Here is a 21,596-nt window from a genome sequence, read left to right on the forward strand (position 1 = left end):
CCGCAAACACTACAGCGTATCCGCAGGCGGGATGCCGAAATCAGGCATCCCGTTTTCGTCCCAGCGGACAAGCTTCAGGCGGGTATGACGGTTCGGATCGTACAGCGGATCGCCCTCAATTTCGGTGTAATTACGCGCGTGATACACCAGTACATCTTCCCCTTCCGGCGTTTGCGTAAAGCTGTTGTGTCCTGGCCCGTACTGGCGGTTCTCAAAGCTGGTGACGAAAACCGGGCGAGGGGATTTGTGCCAGTTTGCCGGGTTTTGCGGATCGGCGTTCATATCTATCCACAGTAATCCCATGCAGTAGTTCTCATCGGTGGCGCTGGCAGAGTAGCTGATAAACAGCTTATCGTCATGGAACAGCACCGCAGGGCCTTCGTTGACCCAGAAACCGCGGCATTCCCAGTCGTATTCCGGTTTGCTGAGCATCACCGGCTCGCCTTTCAGCGTCCGCGGATTCTCCATTTCGCACAGATAAAGATTGGAGTTGCCGGTGATATTCGGCGCTTTCTGCGCCCATAAATACCAGCGTTTCCCCTGATGAACAAAGGTGGTGGCGTCCAGGGCGAAGGTGTCGAACTGCGTTTTTATCTGACCTTTTTCCGTCCACGTACCGGTGAGCGGATCGCCGTCAGCACATTCAATGGCGAACATGCGGTGCTGGAACATCCCGAGCGCGTCGAGCGCCTGGGTGTGCGTCGCGGCAAAATAGATGTACCACTTGCCGTCGACGTGGTGCAGTTCGGGCGCCCAGATTAGCTGGCTCATCGGGCCGGTGTCGGGTTTGCGCCAGACCACCACCTCTTCAGCGTCGCGTAGCCCTTCCAGCGAGTCTGCGCGGCGGATCGCCAGCCTGTCGTACTCCGGCACGGAGGCAATAAAATAGTACTGCCCCTCATGGCGTAAAATGTACGGGTCGGCGCGTTGTTCGATAAACGGATTTGGCCAGGTTTGCATTCGGCTTTCCTTATTTAGTCTCAGCGGCTTTAAGTTCCTGATAATCATTCAGCTCGCGGTAGTTGGTGCGGCGCTTCTCCAGATCGGCCTGGATCTGCTTCATGGTTTCGCGATCCACTTTCAGCAGACGTACCACGCCCGCGGTAATTAAGTATCCAATGCCGGGAATAACGGTAAAGAGCAGCACGATCCCGTTAATGGCGTCCGCGCTTTGCGCTTTCGCGCCCGCGTCATAACCGTACCAGGAGAGCAGGAAGCCGACCATCGCTCCGGCAATCGCCAGGCCCAGCTTCAGGAAGAAGATGTTGCCGGAGAAGCTGATGCCCGTGATGCGCTTCCCGGTCTTCCACTCGCCGTAGTCGTCCACGTCGGCCATCAGCGACCAGTGCAACGGAGACGGGATCTGGTGCAGGATGTTCAGCAGGAAGTAGAGCACTACGATGGTGACGGTGGCTTTCGGGTCGAAGAAATAGAAGGCGCAGGAGAATACCGCCAGCACGATGTTGGTCCAGAAGAAGACCTTCAGCTTGCACCAGCGGTCAGTCAGCACTTTTGCCAGCACGCTGCCGAGCATCATGCCGACAACGCCCAGGCTGATAAACAGGGTGGCGAAGTGGGTGCTCTGGCCCATCACCCAGGTGACGTAATACATGGTCGCCGCCATGCGGATAAAGCCCGGACAGACGTTGCACAGCGTCAGCAGCAGAATGCGTACCCACTGGTCGTTCTTCCACACGTCTTTCAGGTCATTTTTCAGCTCGTCGTTGGTCTGTACCGCCGGGCGTACGCGCTCGCGCACGGTGGCGAAGCAGAACAGGAACATACAGGTACCTGTCAGCGCCAGGACGGTCATTGCCATCTGGTAGCCCTTGGCTTTGTTATCCCCGCCAAACCAGTCGGCCATCGGCAGCAGCGTTAATGAGAGCAGCAGCGTGGCGATGCCGACCAGCACGAAGCGATACGACTGGCAGGCCACGCGCTCTTTTGGATCGTTGGTGATCACCCCACCTAACGAGCAGTAGGGGATGTTGATGGCGGTATAGGTGAGCGACAGCAGGAAGTAGGTGACAAACGCATAGATAACTTTGCTGTTATAGCTCCACTCCGGGGTGGTGAACATCAGGATGCTGAACAGCGCGTAGGGGAAGGCAATCCACAGCAGCCATGGACGAAACCGGCCATATTTACTGCGGGTACGGTCGGCAATCGCCCCCATGATCGGGTCCGTTACGGCGTCAATCACGCGGACGGAAAGCAGCAGTACGCCGACCAGCGCAGGCGCCAGGCCAAAAATATCCGTGTAGAAATAGTTAACAAACAACATGATGGCGCCGAAGATAATGTTGCATCCCGCGTCGCCCATCCCATAGCCGATCTTTTCTTTTACTGACAGTTTGTTGTTATCCATCGACAGCTCTCCGGTTTACGGTATGGAGAGAATTATTTGCTGGCAAAGGAATATATGCGTTGCAGTATCAGGGCGGTGATATGGATAAATGCGCTATGGGCGTGAAAGTGTGAGGGAGGTAACAACGCGCGGCACCCGCAAAAGCAAGGTGCCGTGGTGGGAGGCTTAGTGCGCCTTCATGGCATTACGGCTTTTCTGGCTGAAGAGATAGCCAACGCCAAGGATCGCAATCCAGACCGGGATCAGGTAGACGGAAATCGCCATACCCGGCGTGATCAGCATGATCACCAGCACGGCCGCCATAAACAGCAGGCAGATCCAGTTACCCAGCGGATACAGCAGGGCAGGGAAGCGCGTAGTGACGCCCTGCTGCTGCTTCGCGCGGCGGAACTTCATATGCGCCAGGCTGATCATTGCCCAGTTGATGACCAGCGCAGAGACCACCAGCGCCATCAGCAGGCCAAACGCCGATTCCGGTGCCATATAGTTAATCAGCACGCACAGCGCGGTCACGATGGCTGAAACAATGATGGTATTGACCGGCACGCCGCGTTTATCAACGTTGAGCAGCATCTTAGGCGCGTTGCCCTGCTGGGCAAGGCCGAACAGCATGCGGCTGTTGCAGTATACGCAGCTGTTGTAAACGGAGAGCGCTGCAGTCAGCACCACGATGTTAAGGGCGTTTGCGACGAAGGTGTCGCCCAGCTCATGGAAGATGAGAACAAACGGGCTGGTGTCAGCGGTCACGCGCGTCCACGGCAACAGGGAGAGCAGCACGGCCAGCGAGCCCACATAGAAGATCAGGATGCGGTAGATAACCTGGTTAGTGGCTTTCGGAATGCTCTGCTCCGGATTGTCGGCTTCTGCGGCGGTGATGCCCACCAGCTCCAGGCCGCCGAAGGAGAACATAATGATCGCCATCATCATCACCAGACCGGTCATGCCGTGAGGCAGGAAGCCGCCCTGTTCCCAGAGATTACGCACGGTAGCCTGCGGGCCACCGTTGCCGCTGAACAGCAGCCAGCCGCCAAAGATGATCATCGCCACAACGGCAATCACTTTGATGATGGCAAACCAGAACTCCATCTCGCCGAACACTTTCACGTTGGTCAGGTTAATGGCGTTGATAATCACGAAGAATGCCGCTGCGGAGGCCCAGGTGGGGATCTCGGGGTACCAGAACTGAATGTACTTCCCGACGGCGGTCAGTTCTGCCATTGCAACCAGAACGTACAGCACCCAGTAGTTCCAGCCGGAGGCAAAACCCGCGAAGCTGCCCCAGTATTTATAGGCAAAATGGCTGAATGAGCCTGCTACCGGCTCTTCAACGACCATTTCTCCCAGCTGGCGCATAATCAGAAAGGCAATAAAACCGGCAATCGCGTAACCCAAAATAATGCCGGGACCGGCTGACTGGATAACGGATGCGCTGCCCAGAAACAGGCCGGTACCAATCGCACCGCCCAGTGCGATGAGCTGTATATGGCGGTTTTTAAGCCCGCGCTTTAGCTGATCGCCGTGCTGTTGAGCTTCCATTTGAAACCTCGTGTGTGGTTGTTATGTTCACGCTGAGCGTGTGTAATTATGAAAGTCCATATTCTGTATTTATTTCTTTACGGTTAAACAAACCGAAAAAAGCGGTGATGACTTCCGTACGCGCCAGAATAGTGGTAAGCGCCTGCGAATGCACCTGCTTTATGAAGGGATGCTGACGACTTGAATAAAAAGAAAGCATTTGTAAATCGGCCCGCTTATTCTTCCTAACCCAACCTATAGAATAGAAATGCTTATTAAGTGGACGAATTTTCATTATTTGCCCTGTTGAATCGCTTCAGATTGCAAAAACCCTCGTTTCATTATGGTTAAAACTCCCTCTTTGGGAGTAATCAACTCATTTGTGCAAAGTTACATTTCTGAAACGTTATTTCTGTAAGGTTGTTAAAATGTGCAGGGTTTACTGATTTCAATCAAAACCAATATGGACAGAAGGTGAATACTTTGTTACTTTAGCGATACGAACCAGAAATTGGTAAGACCAATTGACTCCGGGCAAAAAGGCGTAAGACAGGGAATATGGCCTACAGCAAAATTCGCCAACCAAAACTATCTGATGTGATTGAGCAGCAGCTGGAGTTTTTAATCCTCGAAGGGACTCTGCGCCCGGGTGAGAAACTTCCGCCAGAACGCGAGCTGGCAAAACAGTTCGACGTTTCACGCCCCTCTCTGCGTGAGGCGATTCAACGCCTCGAAGCAAAGGGCTTGCTGCTTCGTCGCCAGGGCGGCGGAACCTTTGTGCAAAACAGCCTGTGGCAGAGCTTCAGCGATCCGCTGGTAGAACTTCTCTCTGACCACCCAGAATCCCAGTTTGATCTGCTTGAGACCCGTCACGCGCTGGAAGGTATTGCGGCCTATTACGCCGCCCTTCGCAGCACTGATGAAGATCGCGTGCGTATCCGCGAACTGCATCAGGCCATTGAACGGGCACAGCAGTCCGGCGATTTAGACGCCGAGTCCAGCGCCGTCGTCCAGTATCAAATCGCCGTCACCGAAGCGGCACACAACGTGGTGCTCCTCCATCTGCTACGCTGCATGGAGCCGATGCTGGCCCAGAACGTTCGTCAGAATTTTGAATTGTTGTATGCCCGTCGGGAGATGCTCCCACTGGTAAGCAACCATCGCACCCGAATATTCGAGGCGATAATGGCCGGGGAGCCGGAGCAGGCGCGCGAAGCGTCGCACCGTCACCTGGCTTTCATTGAGGAAATCTTGCTGGACCGCAGCCGTGAACAATCGCGTCGCGAACGTTCATTACGCCGCATACAGCAACGAAAGGATTAAGCGCCAGGTACTTTTAGAGCGCGGCAACTAAACGCAGAACCTGTCTTATTGTGTTTTCTGACGAAAATACAATGGGACAGGTTCCAGACAAATCAACGTATTAGATAGATAAGGAATACCCCCATGTCAGAACGTCTCCAAAATGACGTGGATCCGATCGAAACTCGCGACTGGCTACAGGCGATCGAATCGGTCATCCGTGAAGAAGGTGTTGAGCGCGCTCAGTATCTGATTGATCAGCTGCTTTCTGAAGCCCGCAAAGGCGGCGTGAAGGTTGCTTCAGGTGCAGGGGCTAGCAACTACGTAAACACGATTGCCGTTGAAGACGAACCGGAATACCCGGGCAATCTGGATCTGGAACGTCGTATCCGTTCTGCAATCCGCTGGAACGCCATCATGACCGTTCTGCGCGCATCCAAGAAAGACCTGGAGCTGGGTGGCCACATGGCGTCCTTCCAGTCTTCTGCAACCGTTTACGAAGTGTGCTTCAACCACTTCTTCCGTGCAGCGAACGAGAAAGACGGCGGCGATCTGGTGTACTTCCAGGGCCACATCTCTCCGGGCATCTATGCACGTGCATTCCTGGAAGGTCGTCTGACCGAAGAGCAGATGAACAACTTCCGTCAGGAAGTTCACGGTAAAGGTCTGTCTTCTTACCCGCACCCTAAACTGATGCCTGAATTCTGGCAGTTCCCTACCGTATCTATGGGTCTGGGTCCAATCGGTGCGATCTACCAGGCTAAATTCCTGAAGTACCTGGAACACCGTGGTCTGAAAGACACCTCCGAGCAGACCGTTTACGCCTTCCTTGGCGATGGCGAAATGGATGAGCCAGAATCCAAAGGTGCGATCACCATCGCAACCCGTGAGAAGCTGGACAACCTGTGCTTCATCATCAACTGTAACCTGCAGCGTCTGGATGGTCCGGTAACCGGTAACGGCAAGATCATCAACGAACTGGAAGGCATCTTCGCGGGTGCTGGCTGGAACGTGATTAAAGTGATGTGGGGTTCCCGTTGGGACGAACTGCTGCGTAAAGATACCAGCGGTAAACTGATCCAGCTGATGAACGAAACCGTTGACGGCGACTACCAGACCTTCAAATCCAAAGACGGTGCCTACGTGCGTGAGCACTTCTTCGGCAAATATCCTGAAACCGCCGCACTGGTTGCAGACTGGACTGATGAGCAGATCTGGGCGCTGAACCGCGGTGGTCACGATCCGAAGAAAATCTACGCTGCACTGAAAAAAGCGCGCGAAACCAAAGGTAAAGCGACTGTAATCCTGGCCCACACCATTAAAGGTTACGGCATGGGTGATACCGCAGAAGGTAAAAACATCGCTCACCAGGTTAAGAAAATGAACATGGACGGCGTGCGTTACATCCGCGACCGTTTCAACGTTCCAGTGACCGATGAGCAGGTAGAAAACCTGTCTTACATCACCTTCCCGGAAGGTTCAGAAGAGCACAAGTATCTGCACGAACGTCGTCAGGCGCTGAAAGGCTACCTGCCTGCTCGTCAGCCTAACTTCACCGAGAAGCTGGAACTGCCGGCGCTGGAAGACTTCTCTCAACTGCTGGAAGAGCAGAACAAAGAGATCTCTACCACCATCGCTTTCGTTCGTGCCCTGAACGTGATGCTGAAGAACAAGTCGATCAAAGATCGTCTGGTTCCAATCATCGCCGACGAAGCGCGTACTTTCGGTATGGAAGGTCTGTTCCGTCAGATCGGTATCTACAGCCCGAACGGCCAGCAGTACACCCCGCAGGACCGTGAGCAGGTTGCTTACTACAAAGAAGACGAGAAAGGTCAGATCCTGCAGGAAGGTATCAACGAGCTGGGCGCAGGCGCATCCTGGCTGGCTGCTGCGACTTCTTACAGCACCAACAACCTGCCGATGATCCCGTTCTACATTTACTACTCCATGTTCGGGTTCCAGCGTATCGGTGACCTGTGCTGGCAGGCAGGCGACCAGCAGGCTCGCGGCTTCCTGATCGGTGGTACTTCCGGTCGTACGACCCTGAACGGTGAAGGTCTGCAGCACGAAGATGGCCACAGCCACATTCAGTCTCTGACTATCCCTAACTGTATCTCTTACGATCCGTCTTACGCGTACGAAGTGGCAGTCATCATGCATGACGGTCTGCAGCGCATGTACGGTGAAGCGCAAGAGAACATTTACTACTACATCACCACCCTGAACGAAAACTACCACATGCCGGCAATGCCAGCAGGTGCCGAGGAAGGGATCCGTAAAGGTATCTACAAACTCGAAACCATCGAAGGTAGCAAAGGTAAAGTTCAGCTGCTGGGCTCCGGCTCTATCCTGCGTCACGTGCGTGAAGCAGCGCAGATCCTGGCGAAAGACTACGGCGTGGGTTCCGACGTGTACTCTGTAACTTCCTTCACTGAACTGGCGCGTGATGGCCAGGATTGTGAGCGCTGGAACATGCTGCACCCAATGGAAACCCCACGCGTTCCGTACATCGCTCAGGTGATGAACGACGCGCCAGCGGTGGCATCTACTGACTACATGAAACTGTTCGCTGAGCAGGTTCGTACTTACGTTCCGGCTGATGATTATCGCGTACTGGGTACTGACGGCTTCGGTCGTTCTGACAGCCGCGAAAACCTGCGTCACCACTTCGAAGTTGATGCTTCTTACGTGGTTGTAGCAGCACTGGGCGAACTGGCTAAACGTGGCGAAATCGATAAGAAAGTGGTTGCGGACGCAATTACCAAATTCAACATCGATGCAGAAAAAGTTAACCCGCGTCTGGCGTAAGAGGTAAAAGAATAATGGCTATCGAAATCAATGTACCGGACATCGGGGCTGATGAAGTTGAAATCACCGAGATCCTGGTCAAAGTTGGCGACAAAGTTGAAGCTGAACAGTCGCTGATCACCGTAGAAGGCGACAAAGCCTCTATGGAAGTCCCGTCTCCTCAGGCTGGCATCGTTAAAGAGATCAAAGTCTCTGTTGGCGATAAAACCGAGACCGGCAAACTGATCATGATTTTCGATTCCGCCGACGGTGCAGCAGCTGCTGCACCTGCGCAGGAAGAGAAGAAAGCCGCTCCGGCCGCCGCTGCTCCAGCAGCTGCCGCGAGCGCGAAAGAAGTGAACGTGCCTGACATCGGCGGTGACGAAGTTGAAGTCACTGAGATCCTGGTAAAAGTGGGCGATACCGTTGCGGCCGAGCAGTCACTGATCACCGTAGAAGGCGATAAAGCCTCTATGGAAGTGCCGGCGCCGTTCGCCGGTACCGTTAAAGAGATCAAGATCAACACCGGTGATAAAGTGTCTACCGGCTCCCTGATTATGGTCTTCGAAGTGGCGGGTGCTGCACCTTCTGCCGCGCCTGCACAGGCTGCTGCTCCGGCTCCGGCGGCTGCACCAGCGGCTGCTGGCGGCGCGAAAGACGTTAACGTACCGGACATCGGCGGTGACGAAGTTGAAGTGACCGAAGTGATGGTAAAAGTGGGCGACAAAGTTGCCGCTGAACAGTCACTGATCACCGTTGAAGGCGACAAGGCTTCTATGGAAGTCCCTGCGCCGTTCGCCGGTACCGTTAAAGAGATCAAAATCAGCACCGGCGACAAAGTGTCTACCGGCTCTCTGATCATGGTCTTCGAAGTGGAAGGCGCTGCGCCTGCAGCAGCTCCAGCTGCCGCGGCTGCTCCAGCACCGGCTGCTGCACCGGCTCAGGCTGCTAAACCCGCAGCTGCTCCTGCTGCTAAAGCAGAAAAATCTGAGTTCGCTGAAAACGACGCTTACGTCCACGCTACCCCGCTGATTCGCCGCCTGGCGCGCGAGTTCGGCGTGAACCTGGCGAAAGTGAAAGGAACCGGCCGTAAGGGTCGTATCCTGCGCGAAGACGTGCAGACCTACGTGAAAGACGCGGTGAAACGCGCCGAAGCTGCACCAGCTGCAGCCGCTGGCGGCGGTATCCCGGGCATGCTGCCATGGCCGAAAGTGGACTTCAGCAAGTTCGGCGAAATCGAAGAAGTGGAGCTGGGCCGCATTCAGAAAATCTCTGGTGCGAACCTGAGCCGTAACTGGGTGATGATCCCGCACGTTACGCACTTCGACAAAACCGATATCACCGATCTGGAAGCGTTCCGTAAACAGCAGAACGCCGAAGCTGAGAAGCGTAAGCTGGACGTGAAATTCACCCCAGTGGTCTTCATCATGAAAGCCGTTGCCGCTGCCCTTGAGCAGATGCCACGCTTTAACAGCTCCCTGTCCGAAGATGGTCAGAAGCTGACGCTGAAGAAATACATCAACATCGGTGTTGCGGTTGATACGCCAAATGGTCTGGTTGTTCCGGTCTTCAAAGACGTGAACAAGAAGAGCATTACTGAGCTGTCCCGTGAACTGACCACCATCTCCAAAAAAGCGCGTGATGGTAAGCTGACTGCCGGCGAAATGCAGGGCGGCTGCTTCACTATCTCCAGCATCGGCGGCCTGGGTACCACCCACTTCGCGCCGATTGTTAACGCGCCGGAAGTGGCTATCCTCGGTGTGTCCAAGTCCGCGATGGAGCCGGTGTGGAACGGCAAAGAGTTCGTGCCGCGTCTGATGATGCCAATCTCTCTGTCCTTCGACCACCGCGTGATCGACGGTGCTGATGGTGCACGTTTCATCACCATCATCAACAACACCCTGAGCGACATTCGCCGCCTGGTGATGTAATCGAAAAGCCGGCCGCTCGGCCGGCTTTTTTCTGATAACCTCATGGGGTTTATGAGGTTATGGGTGAAAGCGATAATTCGTGAGCCGTTTGTTGTTTCAAAATTGTTAACAATTTTGTAAAATACGGGCGGATAGAACGACCCGGTGGACGACGGGTATAAATTAAGAGGTCATGATGAGCACAGAAATCAAAACTCAGGTCGTAGTACTTGGGGCAGGCCCAGCAGGTTACTCCGCAGCATTCCGCGCAGCGGATTTAGGTCTGGAAACCGTCATCGTAGAACGTTACAGCACCCTCGGCGGTGTTTGTCTGAACGTCGGCTGTATCCCTTCTAAAGCGCTGCTGCACGTAGCGAAAGTTATCGAAGAAGCCAAAGCGCTGGCTGAACACGGTATCGTCTTCGGCGAGCCGAAAACTGATATCGACAAAATTCGTACCTGGAAAGAGAAAGTTATCACTCAGCTGACCGGCGGTCTGGCGGGTATGGCCAAAGGCCGTAAGGTGAAAGTGGTAAACGGTCTGGGTAAATTCACCGGTGCGAACACCCTGGAAGTTGAAGGCGAAAACGGCAAAACCGTGATCAACTTCGACAACGCGATCATCGCGGCAGGCTCTCGCCCAATTGAACTGCCATTCATTCCGCATGAAGATCCACGCGTGTGGGATTCCACCGATGCTCTGGAGCTGAAAACCGTTCCTAAGCGCCTGCTGGTCATGGGCGGCGGTATCATCGGTCTGGAAATGGGTACTGTGTACCATGCGCTGGGTTCAGACATTGACGTGGTTGAAATGTTCGACCAGGTTATCCCGGCTGCTGACAAAGACATCGTTAAAGTCTTCACCAAACGCATCAGCAAGAAATTCAACCTGATGCTGGAAACCAAAGTGACTGCCGTTGAAGCGAAAGAAGACGGTATTTACGTTTCCATGGAAGGCAAAAAAGCCCCATCCGAACCACAGCGTTACGACGCCGTGCTGGTGGCTATCGGTCGTGTGCCGAACGGTAAAAACCTCGACGCGGGCAAAGCTGGCGTGGAAGTGGACGACCGTGGCTTCATCCGCGTTGACAAGCAGCTGCGCACTAACGTGCCGCACATCTTTGCTATCGGCGATATCGTCGGTCAGCCAATGCTGGCGCATAAAGGTGTTCACGAAGGTCACGTTGCCGCTGAAGTTATCGCCGGCATGAAGCACTACTTCGATCCGAAAGTCATCCCATCTATCGCGTACACCGAGCCAGAAGTTGCATGGGTCGGTCTGACCGAGAAAGAAGCGAAAGAGAAAGGCATCAGCTACGAAACCGCCACCTTCCCGTGGGCTGCTTCTGGCCGTGCTATCGCGTCCGACTGTGCTGACGGTATGACCAAACTGATCTTCGACAAAGAGACTCACCGCGTGATCGGTGGTGCGATTGTCGGCACCAACGGCGGCGAGCTGCTGGGTGAAATCGGTCTGGCTATCGAAATGGGCTGTGATGCGGAAGACATCGCACTGACCATCCACGCTCACCCAACTCTGCACGAGTCCGTGGGCCTGGCGGCTGAAGTGTTTGAAGGCAGCATCACCGACCTGCCAAACGCGAAAGCGAAGAAGAAATAAGTTTCTTCAGATGAAAAAAAGCGGCCAATGGCCGCTTTTTTTATGCGCTGTGTTTAGGGTGCCACCGGCTGCCAGGTTTTATCAGGGCTGTAGGCGGCTAGCGCACGGGCTTTCTGCTCTGAATCACTGCCGAGATCGGACTGGTACACCTTGTCGTCCTGGTTAATCACAAAGCTCATTACGCCCGTCTGACCATAGCTGACCGGCCAGGCCACCATCGCAAAACCGTGATTATCCGGCAGGATGCGGAAGCGATAGCCGTGGTAACCCGCACCCGGCTCTTTCGGACTGAACGCCGGGCCAAGCGGGCTCGGCGTTTCTCCGGGCGAGACGGGCCAGTACAGACCGTCCTTTTTCCCTTCAGAGCTGACAATCTTCTGCGCGTATTTCTGGTTCATCGCAAAATAGCTCTGCTGGGCATCTACGTAGGCATGCAGGGCTTCAATGGCGGCGAGCTCGTTACGCCCAATTTCGCGGGTCAGGATCTCCTCGGCCCCTTCTTTGATGTCAAACTGCCAGCCGGAGGCGGTTTTGATCACCGGGATGGGAAGCTGCCAGCCGCTGTTTCCGACCACAAGATGCGCCGTATCCCCTTCGACAACGGTGTTATGACGGACGTTCCAGTCGCGCAGGAAGCGATCGACCGCATCCGGATCAACGCCTTCAGGCGGCAGAAAATCGCGCCAGTTTTCGCCGAGCAGATTGTTCATCGCACTTTCGTTTTGCTCGCTGATGGCGCTTGCCAGCGCATTGGTTGCCTGTTCTGGCGAACTGAAGGATTGCTGCGCCATAACGGTCGCCGAAGCCATGAACAATACTATTCCACTGAGTAATTTACTTTTCATGTCGGCTCCCTTAACGATGACGGAATTCACGGCGTTCTACACGTTCGCCAGAAACCTGGCGCGATTGCTGTTGGCGAGCAGCGAGCTGCCGACTCTGTGCACCTCGCTGCTGCTGCGCCTGCCAGTTGGCGGAGCGGCTGTCGTTGCCGCTCAGGGCATTGGCGCGATGCAGCCTGGCTGGCTGCTGTACCGTCTGTGAAGCCCGCTTCTCCTGTCTGTGCACGGCAGTCTGGTGATTTTCACGCTGCGGTGTACTCGCGCGTTTTACGGTCTGCGGCCTGGCGTCATACCCACGATAGTTATTGCGCTGCGAAATCTGCGCTAACTGCTGCGTCGAGGCCAGACGCTGAGCATCCCGCGTGCCGGTGCGCGGGAAGGTTTTTCCCGTTGATTTTTCCATCTGGCTGAGCGCGGCCTGGCGCTGGCTGTCGCGATTAACCGGCTTTTGCTGCGTTGCGCTTAGCCCTGTGGCTGTATTTGTGGAGTGGAAACGGTTAGCCAACTGATTATTCGGGTAGGGAACGCCCTCACGATAGGCCGGATTGTGCTGCCATGTGCGATTGATATCGGTGAGATGCTGGCCGCTGATTCTGTTGAAATTATCAACATTAATATTGATGTTGTTATCACCGTTGTGGTTATAGCCGCCGTGATTATCCCAGTCGTCATGGTGATGATCCCAGTCATCGTCATCATCCCAGTCGATATTGCTGAAGATGGCGTAGGTTGTTGCGACCCCGAGACTGAAACCCAAACCTTTGACCAGGCTGTCGGTGAATTGCTCGCCGGGGGAGGGCGGGAGATACACCGGCGGGTAAGTGGTGTTGGGCCATGTACCGTAAACCGTATTTGGGTTATAGGTGGGAACGTAAACCACCTGCGGATCGGCGGATTCAATTTTAATGACCGTCGGATTGCTGGTTGTTTCCGTTGCCGTTGCCGTTGTTGATGTTGTTTTTGCCGGTGCGGGCTTCGTGACGGTGGTGACTGTCTGCTGCGGCGTGGATTGCAGCGCACCCGCTTGTTGCGCCAGCAGGCGCAACCGTTGCACCGAATCCATCACGTCTTTCGGCTGCGCGAGAAACGCATCCCCCAGATTTTGTACCCACGGCGGATTTTCACCCATCAGCGACATCAGCTGAGGAAACGCGACCAGCGATTTCACGCTGGGATCCCACGGCTGATTGGCCACCGCCTGAATGGCGGCATCACCCTGCATTTTAGGATTGTCCTTTGACCACTGTGCCGCCTGGATAACGTTAGACGGATAGGTTGACGCCATTAAAATCTGCGACAGCAGGGCATCCGGATAGAGCGCAATGGGGGCAACCCACTGGTCGATTTGCGCGGCAGTGTAGGTTGGCGCGACAACCGGAGCAGGCTGGGCTGCGGCAGGCGCCGGTGCAGCCGGCTGTTGTGCGACGGGGGCAGGCGCAGCGGGCTCCGTTGCGCGTCCTTTGACAAACATCACGCCCGAGGCGGCAAACAGCCCGGCACTGCACAGAAGGACGAGCAGGTGAGGCTTAAAAGGCAACTTCATAAAATGACTCCGATGAGACAAGCGCTGTGCCGTGAGGCGTTACGGTTGGCGTGAGTATCAATTACACGTCTTTTACTTTTTTGACTTTTATTGGGAAGCGTTCGGTGTGTCCTGATAAAGAGTGTGAGTATTTATTACGCAATTATATGCGATGCGGGAAAAACCGGAGGGAATTCAGAAGGCCGCTCTTGCGAGCGGCCAGCAGCTAGTTCATGGCCCGGTGACTGGTTGCTACACCAGCGAAGCAGGCCGGGGGCAACAGTATTACAGCCGAAATGGACTGAAAATAGGTGAAATGCAGTTTCATCCTTTTTCATTCGAAACTGGATGGCAGCTCGTAAACATAAAATATGTGCTTGCGGATCTGCATACTCAGGAACATTATTCATGCCGAGTGCATTGCCGCAAATCTGCCAGCCCGGTGTGCTACCACCGCAAGGCAACAAAATAACCGCTACCAGGCGGTTTTTTTGTACCCAAAATTCATCTCGACCCCCCGCTACACCATGCTTAACGATTCAGCAAATTTTTTAATGTTGCTTTTTTGTAAACGGATTAACACTGTGCAGAAATCCTGCTATGCTGCCCGACGCGGTATCGGGCATTTACCCTACAAACTGCTGTCTCACAGGAGCGTGAAGAGAACGCCCGCCGCATATGACAATGAGAGCGAGGAGAACCGTCGTGCTAGAAGAATACCGTAAGCACGTAGCAGAACGTGCCGCCGAGGGAATTGTACCCAAACCTTTAGATGCAACCCAAATGGCCGCGCTCGTCGAGCTGCTGAAGAACCCGCCTGAGGGCGAAGAAGAATTCCTGTTAGATCTGCTGATCAACCGCGTACCGCCTGGCGTAGATGAAGCTGCCTACGTAAAAGCCGGATTCCTTGCTGCTATCGCCAAAGGCGAAGCCACCTCCCCACTGGTTACTCCTGAAAAAGCCATTGAACTGCTTGGCACTATGCAGGGTGGTTACAACATTCATCCGCTGATTGACGCGCTGGATAACGACAAGCTGGCACCGATTGCCGCTAAAGCGCTCTCTTCCACGCTGCTGATGTTCGATAACTTCTACGATGTGGAAGAAAAAGCCAAAGCGGGCAACGTCTATGCGAAGCAGGTGATGCAGTCCTGGGCTGATGCCGAATGGTTCCTGAACCGTCCAGCGCTCGCTGAAAAAATCACCGTGACCGTCTTTAAAGTGACCGGTGAAACCAACACCGATGACCTCTCTCCGGCGCCGGATGCGTGGTCTCGCCCGGATATTCCTCTGCACGCCCTGGCGATGCTGAAAAACGCCCGTGAAGGCATTGAGCCGGATCAGCCAGGCGTTGTTGGCCCGATCAAACAGATCGAAGCGCTTCAGAAGAAAGGTTTCCCGCTGGCCTATGTCGGTGACGTTGTCGGTACTGGCTCTTCCCGTAAGTCCGCCACCAACTCCGTGCTGTGGTTCATGGGCGACGACATTCCGCACGTGCCAAACAAGCGCGGCGGCGGCCTGTGCCTCGGCGGCAAAATTGCGCCAATCTTCTTCAACACCATGGAAGATGCGGGCGCGCTGCCGATCGAAGTGGATGTGAGCAATCTGAACATGGGCGACGTGATTGACGTCTATCCGTTCAAAGGCGAAGTGCGTGACCACGAGACCAACGAGCTGCTGGCAAGCTTCGAGCTGAAAACTGACGTGCTGATCGACGAAGTGCGCGCCGGTGGCCGTATCCCGCTGATCATTGGTCGTGGCCTGACCACCAAAGCGCGTGAAGCGCTGGGTCTGCCGCACTCGGACGTTTTCCGCCACGCGAAAGACGTTGCGGAAAGCAACCGCGGCTTCTCGCTGGCACAGAAAATGGTGGGTCGCGCGTGCGGCGTTGCCGGTATCCGTCCTGGCGCGTACTGCGAGCCGAAGATGACCTCCGTGGGCTCTCAGGACACCACGGGCCCAATGACCCGTGACGAACTGAAAGACCTGGCGTGCCTGGGCTTCTCGTCTGACCTGGTAATGCAGTCATTCTGCCACACGGCGGCCTATCCGAAGCCGGTTGACGTAACCACGCACCACACGCTGCCTGACTTCATCATGAACCGCGGCGGCGTTTCTCTGCGTCCGGGTGACGGCGTGATTCACTCCTGGCTGAACCGCATGCTTCTGCCGGATACCGTCGGTACCGGCGGTGACTCCCACACCCGTTTCCCAATCGGTATCTCCTTCCCGGCGGGCTCCGGTCTGGTGGCGTTTGCTGCGGCGACCGGCGTAATGCCGCTGGACATGCCTGAGTCGGTGCTGGTGCGCTTCAAAGGTAAAATGCAGCCGGGCATCACCCTGCGCGACCTGGTTCACGCGATCCCGCTGTATGCGATTAAACAGGGCCTGCTGACCGTTGAGAAAAAAGGGAAGAAAAACATCTTCTCCGGCCGTATCCTGGAAATTGAAGGTCTGCCGGATCTGAAAGTGGAGCAGGCGTTCGAGCTGACCGATGCCTCCGCAGAGCGTTCTGCGGCGGGTTGTACCATCAAGCTGAACAAAGAGCCGATCGTTGAGTATCTGACCTCCAACATCGTGCTGCTGAAGTGGATGATTGCGGAAGGCTACGGCGACCGTCGTACGCTGGAGCGTCGTATTCAGGGCATGGAAAAATGGCTGGCGGATCCACAGTTGCTGGAAGCCGACGCAGACGCAGAGTACGCGGCGGTGATCGACATCGATCTGGCGGATATCAAAGAGCCTATCCTGTGTGCACCGAACGATCCGGACGATGCGCGTCTGCTCTCTGACGTGCAGGGCGATAAGATCGACGAAGTGTTCATCGGCTCCTGCATGACCAACATCGGCCACTTCCGTGCTGCCGGTAAGCTGCTGGATACCCACAAAGGCCAGCTGCCGACCCGTCTGTGGGTGGCTCCTCCAACCCGAATGGACGCGGCTCAGCTGACCGAAGAGGGCTACTACAGCGTGTTTGGTAAGAGCGGTGCGCGTATCGAAATCCCTGGCTGTTCTCTGTGTATGGGTAACCAGGCGCGCGTGGCCGACGGTGCGACGGTGGTCTCCACCTCAACCCGTAACTTCCCGAACCGTTTAGGTACCGGTGCGAACGTCTACCTGGCCTCTGCGGAGCTGGCGGCGGTTGCGGCGCTGATTGGCAAACTGCCAACGCCGGAAGAGTACCAGACCTTTGTGGCTCAGGTGGATAAGACGGCGGTGGATACCTACCGCTATCTGAACTTCGACCAGCTCTCTCAGTACACCGAGAAGGCCGACGGGGTTATCTTCCAGACGGCAGTATAAAAAACGCCCCCTCACCCTGGCCCTCTCCCCAAAGGGGAGAGGGAATATAACCCCCTCACCCCTTTGGGGAGAGGGGCTGGGGGTGAGGGGGGATTTATTTTCATTCCTCCCACCTCTCCCGCTTTTTTTCTTCCTCTCTGCTGCGATAATTACCCTAATGGCTTTGCAGAGGAAAATGCTATGGATTACGAATTTCTGCGCGACATCACTGGCGTGGTGAAAGTGCGTATGTCGATGGGGCACGAAGCCGTTGGACACTGGTTTAACGAAGAGGTGAAAGAGAACCTCGCGCTGCTGGATGAAGTCGAACAGGCGGCGAAGACGGTAAAAGGCAGTGAACGCTCCTGGCAACGCGCCGGACATGAATACACGCTGTGGATGGATGGCGAAGAGGTGATGGTGCGCGCTAACCAGCTCGAGTTTTCAGGTGACGAGATGGAAGAGGGGATGAGCTACTACGACGAAGAGAGCCTGTCGCTGTGCGGCGTGGAAGACTTCCTGCAGGTCGTGAATGCCTACCGTGAGTTCATGAAACAGAAGTAACTCCCGAAGCGTCCCTGCTCCGGGCAACACTTACACGGCCGGAATATTGCGGCCGTAGTAGATTTCGCGCATCTCTTTCCAGAGCAGGTCGGTAATGACCTTGCGCTCTTCTTCGCTTAAATCTTCCGGCTTTGTGTGGAACATGTAGTGCTTAAGGTCGAACTCCTTAAGCAACATTTTGGTATGGAAGATGTTTTCCTGGTACACGTTCACGTCCATCATGTCGTACAGCGATTTCATGTCCTCGGACATAAAGTTCTGAATGGAGTTGATCTCGTGGTCGATGAAGTGCTTCATGCCGTTGATATCGCGGGTGAAACCGCGCACGCGATAATCAATCGTGACGATGTCCGATTCCAGCTGGTGGATTAAATAGTTCAGCGCGTTCAGCGGGGAAATCACGCCGCAGGTCGACACCTCAATATCCGCGCGGAACGTGCACAGCCCGCCTTCCGGGTGACTCTCCGGGTAGGTATGCACGCAGATATGGCTTTTGTCCAGGTGGGCGACGACCACTTCCGGCAGCGGGCCCGGGTGTTCAGTTTTGTCGATAAGCTTTGGGTCGACCGGCTCTTCGCTGACCAGAATGGTCACGCTGGCACCCTGAGGTTCATAATCCTGTCGGGCTATGTTCAGGATGTTCGCACCGATGATCGAGCAGGTTTCTGACAGGATCTCGGTCAGACGGTTGGCGTTGTAGAGTTCGTCGATATAGGCGATGTAACCATCGCGTTCTTCCGCTGTTTTGGCATAGCAGATATCGTAAATACAAAAACTCAGGCTTTTGGTCAGGTTGTTAAAGCCATGCAGTTTAAGCTTTTTCAATTAGCTCACCCCCTTAGTGGATAATGCGTCTTGCAGGTACTGCGGCAGAGCAAACGCTGCGGTATGAATGGCCGGGTTGTAGTACCGACACGTGAGACCGGCCTGATGGAAGCGGGCCTGAATAATTTCGGTGGAGAGATGGCGCAGCACGTCGTTATCCGTCGCCCAGGCAAAGGTCATGATCCCGCCGTAGTACGTCGGAATGGCCGCCTGATAGAAGCTGACGTCGCCGAAATAGGTGCTCAGCTTACGATGGCTGTCGAGGGCTTCATCCTGCTGCAGGAAGCAGACGCCATTTTGCGCGACGAAGATACCGCCAGGGTTCAGGCAGCGCTTGCAGCCTTCGTAGAACGAGGAGGTAAACAGCGACGCGCCGGGGCCGATGGGGTCGGTACAGTCGGAGATAATGACGTCGAAGGTCTGCGTGGTCTGGTTAACGAAGTTAACGCCGTCGTCAATGACCAGATTAAAACGCGGGTCGTCATAGCTGCCAGCATTGTGGTTGGGCAGATACTGACGGCAAAACGAGACCACGCCTGCATCGATCTCCACCATGGTGATGGTTTCAATGGACCGATGACGGGAAACCTCGCGCAGCATTGCGCCGTCGCCGCCGCCGATAATCAGGACATGCTTCGCGTGACCGTGGGCCAGCAGCGGAACGTGGGTCATCATTTCATGATAGATAAACTCGTCGCGCTCGGTCGTTTGCACGACGCCGTCCAGCGCCATCACGCGGCCAAAGGCGGCATTTTCGAAAATGATGAGATCCTGGTGATCGGTTTTCTCATGATAGAGCACGTTATCAACGGCAAAGTACTGACCAAACTGGTCATGCAGTGTTTCATGCCACAACGTGTGGTCGGCCATACGCGGACTCCTCCTTTGTTAACTTCCGTAACGCTCATAAAAAATGAGCGAAACATGATAGCTAACTATAACCGTGGTTGCACGGTTATAGGTTCAACAGGGGGCGTTGGGAAGGTTATTTCACGTAGGCGAGCAGGCTGAGCGAATCGCGAGCCAGCGCTTTGCATTTTTTAGCCGTGGGAATGCCAATACCGCTCAAGTCGCGGTAGCTGTCTTCACCGAGCGCCTTCATGTCAAAGCTGTCGTAGTTGCTGAGATCCCACTGGTTTTGCTGGGCGAAAAAGACCAGCGCGCGGCGAATTTGCCCGTTGGGTAAATTCTGGTAGCCACAATCATTTTTCAGGAATACAAAAACCGCCGTTAAATCGGCCATATCTTCCGCTTCATTTTCACTGAGCGCATAGCTGTTCGCACACATTGCCATCAGGCTTCCGAACAAAATTGTCCTGAAAAACGTCTTCATTGCTTCTACCACTTCTTCACGGAAAATTAACGTTAGCATACTTGATGCCAGTGCGACGATCTTTATTATTGCCGCTTTACTTGACCTTCCGGTAAGGGGAGGGTTTATGCTCAAAAGATCGCCTGCTGGAAATAAGGAAATGAACATGCAACGTCGTGATTTTTTAAAATATTCCGCTGTGCTGGGGGCTGCCAGTGCAATACCACTCTGGAGCCGCGCGGTTTTCGCGGCTGACAGGCCTGCCTTACCCATCCCTGACTTACTGACCGCTGACGCCCGCAGCCGTATCCAGCTTGTTGTTCAGGCCGGTAAAACGACGTTCGGCGAGAACAACGCTACGACGTGGGGCTATAACGGCAATTTGCTCGGTCCGGCGCTTCAGTTACGTAAAGGGAAGGCGGTGACGGTGGATATCCACAATACGCTCGCTGAAGAGACCACTCTGCACTGGCACGGGCTCGAAGTCCCGGGCGAAGTAGACGGTGGACCGCAGGGGGTTATCAAGGCCGGTGGCAAACGTAGCGTCACCTTTACGCCTGACCAGCGCGCGGCGACCTGCTGGTTCCACCCGCATCAGCATGGAAAAACGGGCCATCAGGTAGCGATGGGGCTGGCGGGACTGGTGCTGATAGAAGACGACGATAGCCGCCTGCTGCGCCTGCCGAAACAGTGGGGCATCGACGACGTGCCGGTGATTGTGCAGGACAAAAAATTCACCGCGGACGGCCAGATTGACTATCAGCTGGACGTGATGAGCGCGGCGGTCGGCTGGTTCGGCGATACGCTGCTGGCCAACGGCGCGATCTATCCGCAGCATGCCGCGCCGAAAGGCTGGCTGCGTTTACGTCTGCTTAACGGCTGTAACGCGCGTTCGCTGAATTTTGCTGCCAGCGATAAGCGCCCGCTGTATGTCGTGGCGAGCGACGGCGGCCTGCTGCCGGAGCCGGTGAAGGTGAGCGAGCTGCCGATGCTCATGGGCGAACGCTTCGAAGTGCTGGTGGACATCAGCAACGGCAAGCCGTTCGACCTGGTAACGCTGCCGGTCAGCCAGATGGGGATGGCGGTTGCGCCGTTTGATAAACCGCATCCGGTGCTGCGCATTCAGCCGCTACAGGTCACGGCCTCTGGTACGCTGCCGGACACCTTAGCCACGCTGCCTGCTCTCCCGTCGTTGGATGGCCTTACGCAGCGCAAGCTTCAGCTTGCCATGGATCCGATGCTGGACATGATGGGCATGCAGGCGCTGATGAAGAAGTATGGCAATCAGGCGATGGCGGGGATGCACCACGGGCAGATGATGGGCCATATGAATATGGATCACGGCAAAATGGGCGGCATGGGGAACATGGATCACGGTGGTCACGGGTTCGATTTCCACAACGCCAACACGATCAACGGCAAAGCGTTCGACATGAACGCGCCGATGTTTGCTGCCACTAAAGGTCAGTTTGAGCGCTGGGTGATTTCAGGCGAAGGCGACATGATGCTGCACCCGTTCCACATCCACGGTACCCAGTTCCGCATTCTTTCTGAGAACGGCAAAGCGCCGGATGCGCATCGCGCAGGCTGGAAAGATACGGTGAGAGTAGAAGGCGGCGTCAGCGAGGTGCTGGTGAAGTTTGACCACGACGCGCCTAAAGAGTTTGCCTATATGGCCCACTGTCATCTGCTGGAGCACGAAGATACGGGGATGATGCTGGGGTTCACGGTTTAAAGCAGAGCGGC

16 protein-coding genes are annotated in these 21,596 nt (G+C 55.3%); 7 read left to right on the forward strand and 9 right to left on the reverse strand.

Annotated elements, in window-relative coordinates; genetic code table 11:
- Positions 1 to 9: 9 nt before the first annotated feature.
- The 4 genes from AC4ICF_RS03885 to AC4ICF_RS03900 all read right to left on the reverse strand — a co-directional run bounded on the left by AC4ICF_RS03885 (position 10) and on the right by AC4ICF_RS03900 (position 4,178).
- Positions 10 to 960 (reverse strand): glycoside hydrolase family 43 protein, encoded by a 951-nt coding sequence (locus AC4ICF_RS03885; RefSeq protein WP_316379689.1) that lies wholly within the window; start codon positions 958 to 960, stop codon positions 10 to 12.
- A 10-nt stretch (positions 961 to 970) separates the two neighbouring features.
- Positions 971 to 2,368, reverse strand: a complete 1,398-nt coding sequence (locus AC4ICF_RS03890) for a glycoside-pentoside-hexuronide (GPH):cation symporter (RefSeq protein WP_233002965.1) — start codon at positions 2,366 to 2,368, stop codon at positions 971 to 973.
- A gap of 165 nt (positions 2,369 to 2,533) precedes the next feature.
- Positions 2,534 to 3,904, reverse strand: a complete 1,371-nt coding sequence (gene aroP / locus AC4ICF_RS03895; RefSeq protein WP_028015528.1) for an aromatic amino acid transporter AroP — start codon at positions 3,902 to 3,904, stop codon at positions 2,534 to 2,536.
- Between the two features lie 46 nt (positions 3,905 to 3,950).
- Positions 3,951 to 4,178, reverse strand: coding sequence for a hypothetical protein (locus AC4ICF_RS03900; RefSeq protein ID WP_116342538.1), 228 nt, complete (start codon positions 4,176 to 4,178; stop codon positions 3,951 to 3,953).
- A gap of 263 nt (positions 4,179 to 4,441) precedes the next feature.
- Between AC4ICF_RS03900 and pdhR the strand changes: the two genes are divergently transcribed.
- From pdhR to lpdA, 4 genes are all read left to right on the forward strand, one after another.
- The gene (gene pdhR, locus AC4ICF_RS03905) at positions 4,442 to 5,206 is read left to right on the forward strand and encodes a pyruvate dehydrogenase complex transcriptional repressor PdhR (protein ID WP_014882565.1); all 765 of its coding nucleotides are present in this window, start codon (positions 4,442 to 4,444) and stop codon (positions 5,204 to 5,206) included.
- A gap of 123 nt (positions 5,207 to 5,329) precedes the next feature.
- On the forward strand, positions 5,330 to 7,993 hold the full coding sequence (gene aceE, locus AC4ICF_RS03910) for a pyruvate dehydrogenase (acetyl-transferring), homodimeric type (RefSeq protein WP_028015529.1): 2,664 nt from the start codon (positions 5,330 to 5,332) through the stop codon (positions 7,991 to 7,993).
- Between the two features lie 14 nt (positions 7,994 to 8,007).
- Positions 8,008 to 9,903, forward strand: a complete 1,896-nt coding sequence (gene aceF, locus AC4ICF_RS03915; RefSeq protein ID WP_316379688.1) for a pyruvate dehydrogenase complex dihydrolipoyllysine-residue acetyltransferase — start codon at positions 8,008 to 8,010, stop codon at positions 9,901 to 9,903.
- A 175-nt stretch (positions 9,904 to 10,078) separates the two neighbouring features.
- Positions 10,079 to 11,503, forward strand: coding sequence for a dihydrolipoyl dehydrogenase (lpdA, locus tag AC4ICF_RS03920; protein WP_023332094.1), 1,425 nt, complete (start codon positions 10,079 to 10,081; stop codon positions 11,501 to 11,503).
- A gap of 53 nt (positions 11,504 to 11,556) precedes the next feature.
- Here the strand turns inward: lpdA and AC4ICF_RS03925 are convergent, their stop codons facing one another.
- Together AC4ICF_RS03925 and AC4ICF_RS03930 are read right to left on the reverse strand one after the other, a co-directional pair.
- On the reverse strand, positions 11,557 to 12,348 hold the full coding sequence (locus AC4ICF_RS03925; RefSeq protein WP_166710132.1) for a DUF2950 family protein: 792 nt from the start codon (positions 12,346 to 12,348) through the stop codon (positions 11,557 to 11,559).
- A gap of 10 nt (positions 12,349 to 12,358) precedes the next feature.
- Complete coding sequence (locus tag AC4ICF_RS03930) at positions 12,359 to 13,888, reverse strand: DUF3300 domain-containing protein (RefSeq protein WP_316379687.1); 1,530 nt, start codon at positions 13,886 to 13,888, stop codon at positions 12,359 to 12,361.
- A gap of 684 nt (positions 13,889 to 14,572) precedes the next feature.
- Here AC4ICF_RS03930 and acnB point away from each other — a divergent pair.
- Both acnB and yacL read left to right on the forward strand, forming a co-directional pair.
- Positions 14,573 to 17,170: a bifunctional aconitate hydratase 2/2-methylisocitrate dehydratase gene (acnB, locus tag AC4ICF_RS03935; RefSeq protein ID WP_316379686.1), complete on the forward strand. Its 2,598-nt coding sequence runs from the start codon at positions 14,573 to 14,575 to the stop codon at positions 17,168 to 17,170.
- Positions 17,171 to 17,350: 180 nt separating this feature from the next.
- The gene (gene yacL / locus AC4ICF_RS03940; RefSeq protein WP_116342548.1) at positions 17,351 to 17,713 is read left to right on the forward strand and encodes a protein YacL; all 363 of its coding nucleotides are present in this window, start codon (positions 17,351 to 17,353) and stop codon (positions 17,711 to 17,713) included.
- 30 nt (positions 17,714 to 17,743) lie between these two features.
- On the opposite strand, the gene speD is transcribed toward yacL, so the two are convergent.
- The 3 genes from speD to AC4ICF_RS03955 all read right to left on the reverse strand — a co-directional run bounded on the left by speD (position 17,744) and on the right by AC4ICF_RS03955 (position 19,871).
- Positions 17,744 to 18,538, reverse strand: a complete 795-nt coding sequence (gene speD / locus AC4ICF_RS03945; RefSeq protein WP_013095609.1) for an adenosylmethionine decarboxylase — start codon at positions 18,536 to 18,538, stop codon at positions 17,744 to 17,746.
- Complete coding sequence (gene speE / locus AC4ICF_RS03950) at positions 18,539 to 19,408, reverse strand: polyamine aminopropyltransferase (RefSeq protein ID WP_028015536.1); 870 nt, start codon at positions 19,406 to 19,408, stop codon at positions 18,539 to 18,541.
- Positions 19,409 to 19,523: 115 nt separating this feature from the next.
- Entirely contained in the window at positions 19,524 to 19,871 is a 348-nt protein-coding gene (locus tag AC4ICF_RS03955; protein ID WP_014882582.1) for a YacC family pilotin-like protein, read from the reverse strand.
- Positions 19,872 to 20,016: 145 nt separating this feature from the next.
- Here AC4ICF_RS03955 and cueO point away from each other — a divergent pair, with 145 nt between their 5' ends.
- Complete coding sequence (cueO, locus tag AC4ICF_RS03960; RefSeq protein WP_316379685.1) at positions 20,017 to 21,585, forward strand: multicopper oxidase CueO; 1,569 nt, start codon at positions 20,017 to 20,019, stop codon at positions 21,583 to 21,585.
- Positions 21,586 to 21,596 lie beyond the last annotated feature (11 nt).

Source organism: Enterobacter sp. ECC_219_Taxon_10, from assembly GCF_058354905.1.

What these genes read in the sequence shown, in the direction of transcription:
- AC4ICF_RS03885 (WP_316379689.1), bottom strand. Translation starts at nt 960, where the DNA reads ATGCAAACCTGGCCAAATCCGTTTATCGAACAACGCGCCGACCCGTAC.
- AC4ICF_RS03890 (WP_233002965.1), bottom strand. Translation starts at nt 2,368, where the DNA reads ATGGATAACAACAAACTGTCAGTAAAAGAAAAGATCGGCTATGGGATG.
- aroP (WP_028015528.1), bottom strand. Translation starts at nt 3,904, where the DNA reads ATGGAAGCTCAACAGCACGGCGATCAGCTAAAGCGCGGGCTTAAAAAC.
- AC4ICF_RS03900 (WP_116342538.1), bottom strand. Translation starts at nt 4,178, where the DNA reads ATGAAAATTCGTCCACTTAATAAGCATTTCTATTCTATAGGTTGGGTT.
- pdhR (WP_014882565.1), top strand. Translation starts at nt 4,442, where the DNA reads ATGGCCTACAGCAAAATTCGCCAACCAAAACTATCTGATGTGATTGAG.
- aceE (WP_028015529.1), top strand. Translation starts at nt 5,330, where the DNA reads ATGTCAGAACGTCTCCAAAATGACGTGGATCCGATCGAAACTCGCGAC.
- aceF (WP_316379688.1), top strand. Translation starts at nt 8,008, where the DNA reads ATGGCTATCGAAATCAATGTACCGGACATCGGGGCTGATGAAGTTGAA.
- lpdA (WP_023332094.1), top strand. Translation starts at nt 10,079, where the DNA reads ATGAGCACAGAAATCAAAACTCAGGTCGTAGTACTTGGGGCAGGCCCA.
- AC4ICF_RS03925 (WP_166710132.1), bottom strand. Translation starts at nt 12,348, where the DNA reads ATGAAAAGTAAATTACTCAGTGGAATAGTATTGTTCATGGCTTCGGCG.
- AC4ICF_RS03930 (WP_316379687.1), bottom strand. Translation starts at nt 13,888, where the DNA reads ATGAAGTTGCCTTTTAAGCCTCACCTGCTCGTCCTTCTGTGCAGTGCC.
- yacL (WP_116342548.1), top strand. Translation starts at nt 17,351, where the DNA reads ATGGATTACGAATTTCTGCGCGACATCACTGGCGTGGTGAAAGTGCGT.
- speE (WP_028015536.1), bottom strand. Translation starts at nt 19,408, where the DNA reads ATGGCCGACCACACGTTGTGGCATGAAACACTGCATGACCAGTTTGGT.
- AC4ICF_RS03955 (WP_014882582.1), bottom strand. Translation starts at nt 19,871, where the DNA reads ATGAAGACGTTTTTCAGGACAATTTTGTTCGGAAGCCTGATGGCAATG.
- cueO (WP_316379685.1), top strand. Translation starts at nt 20,017, where the DNA reads ATGCAACGTCGTGATTTTTTAAAATATTCCGCTGTGCTGGGGGCTGCC.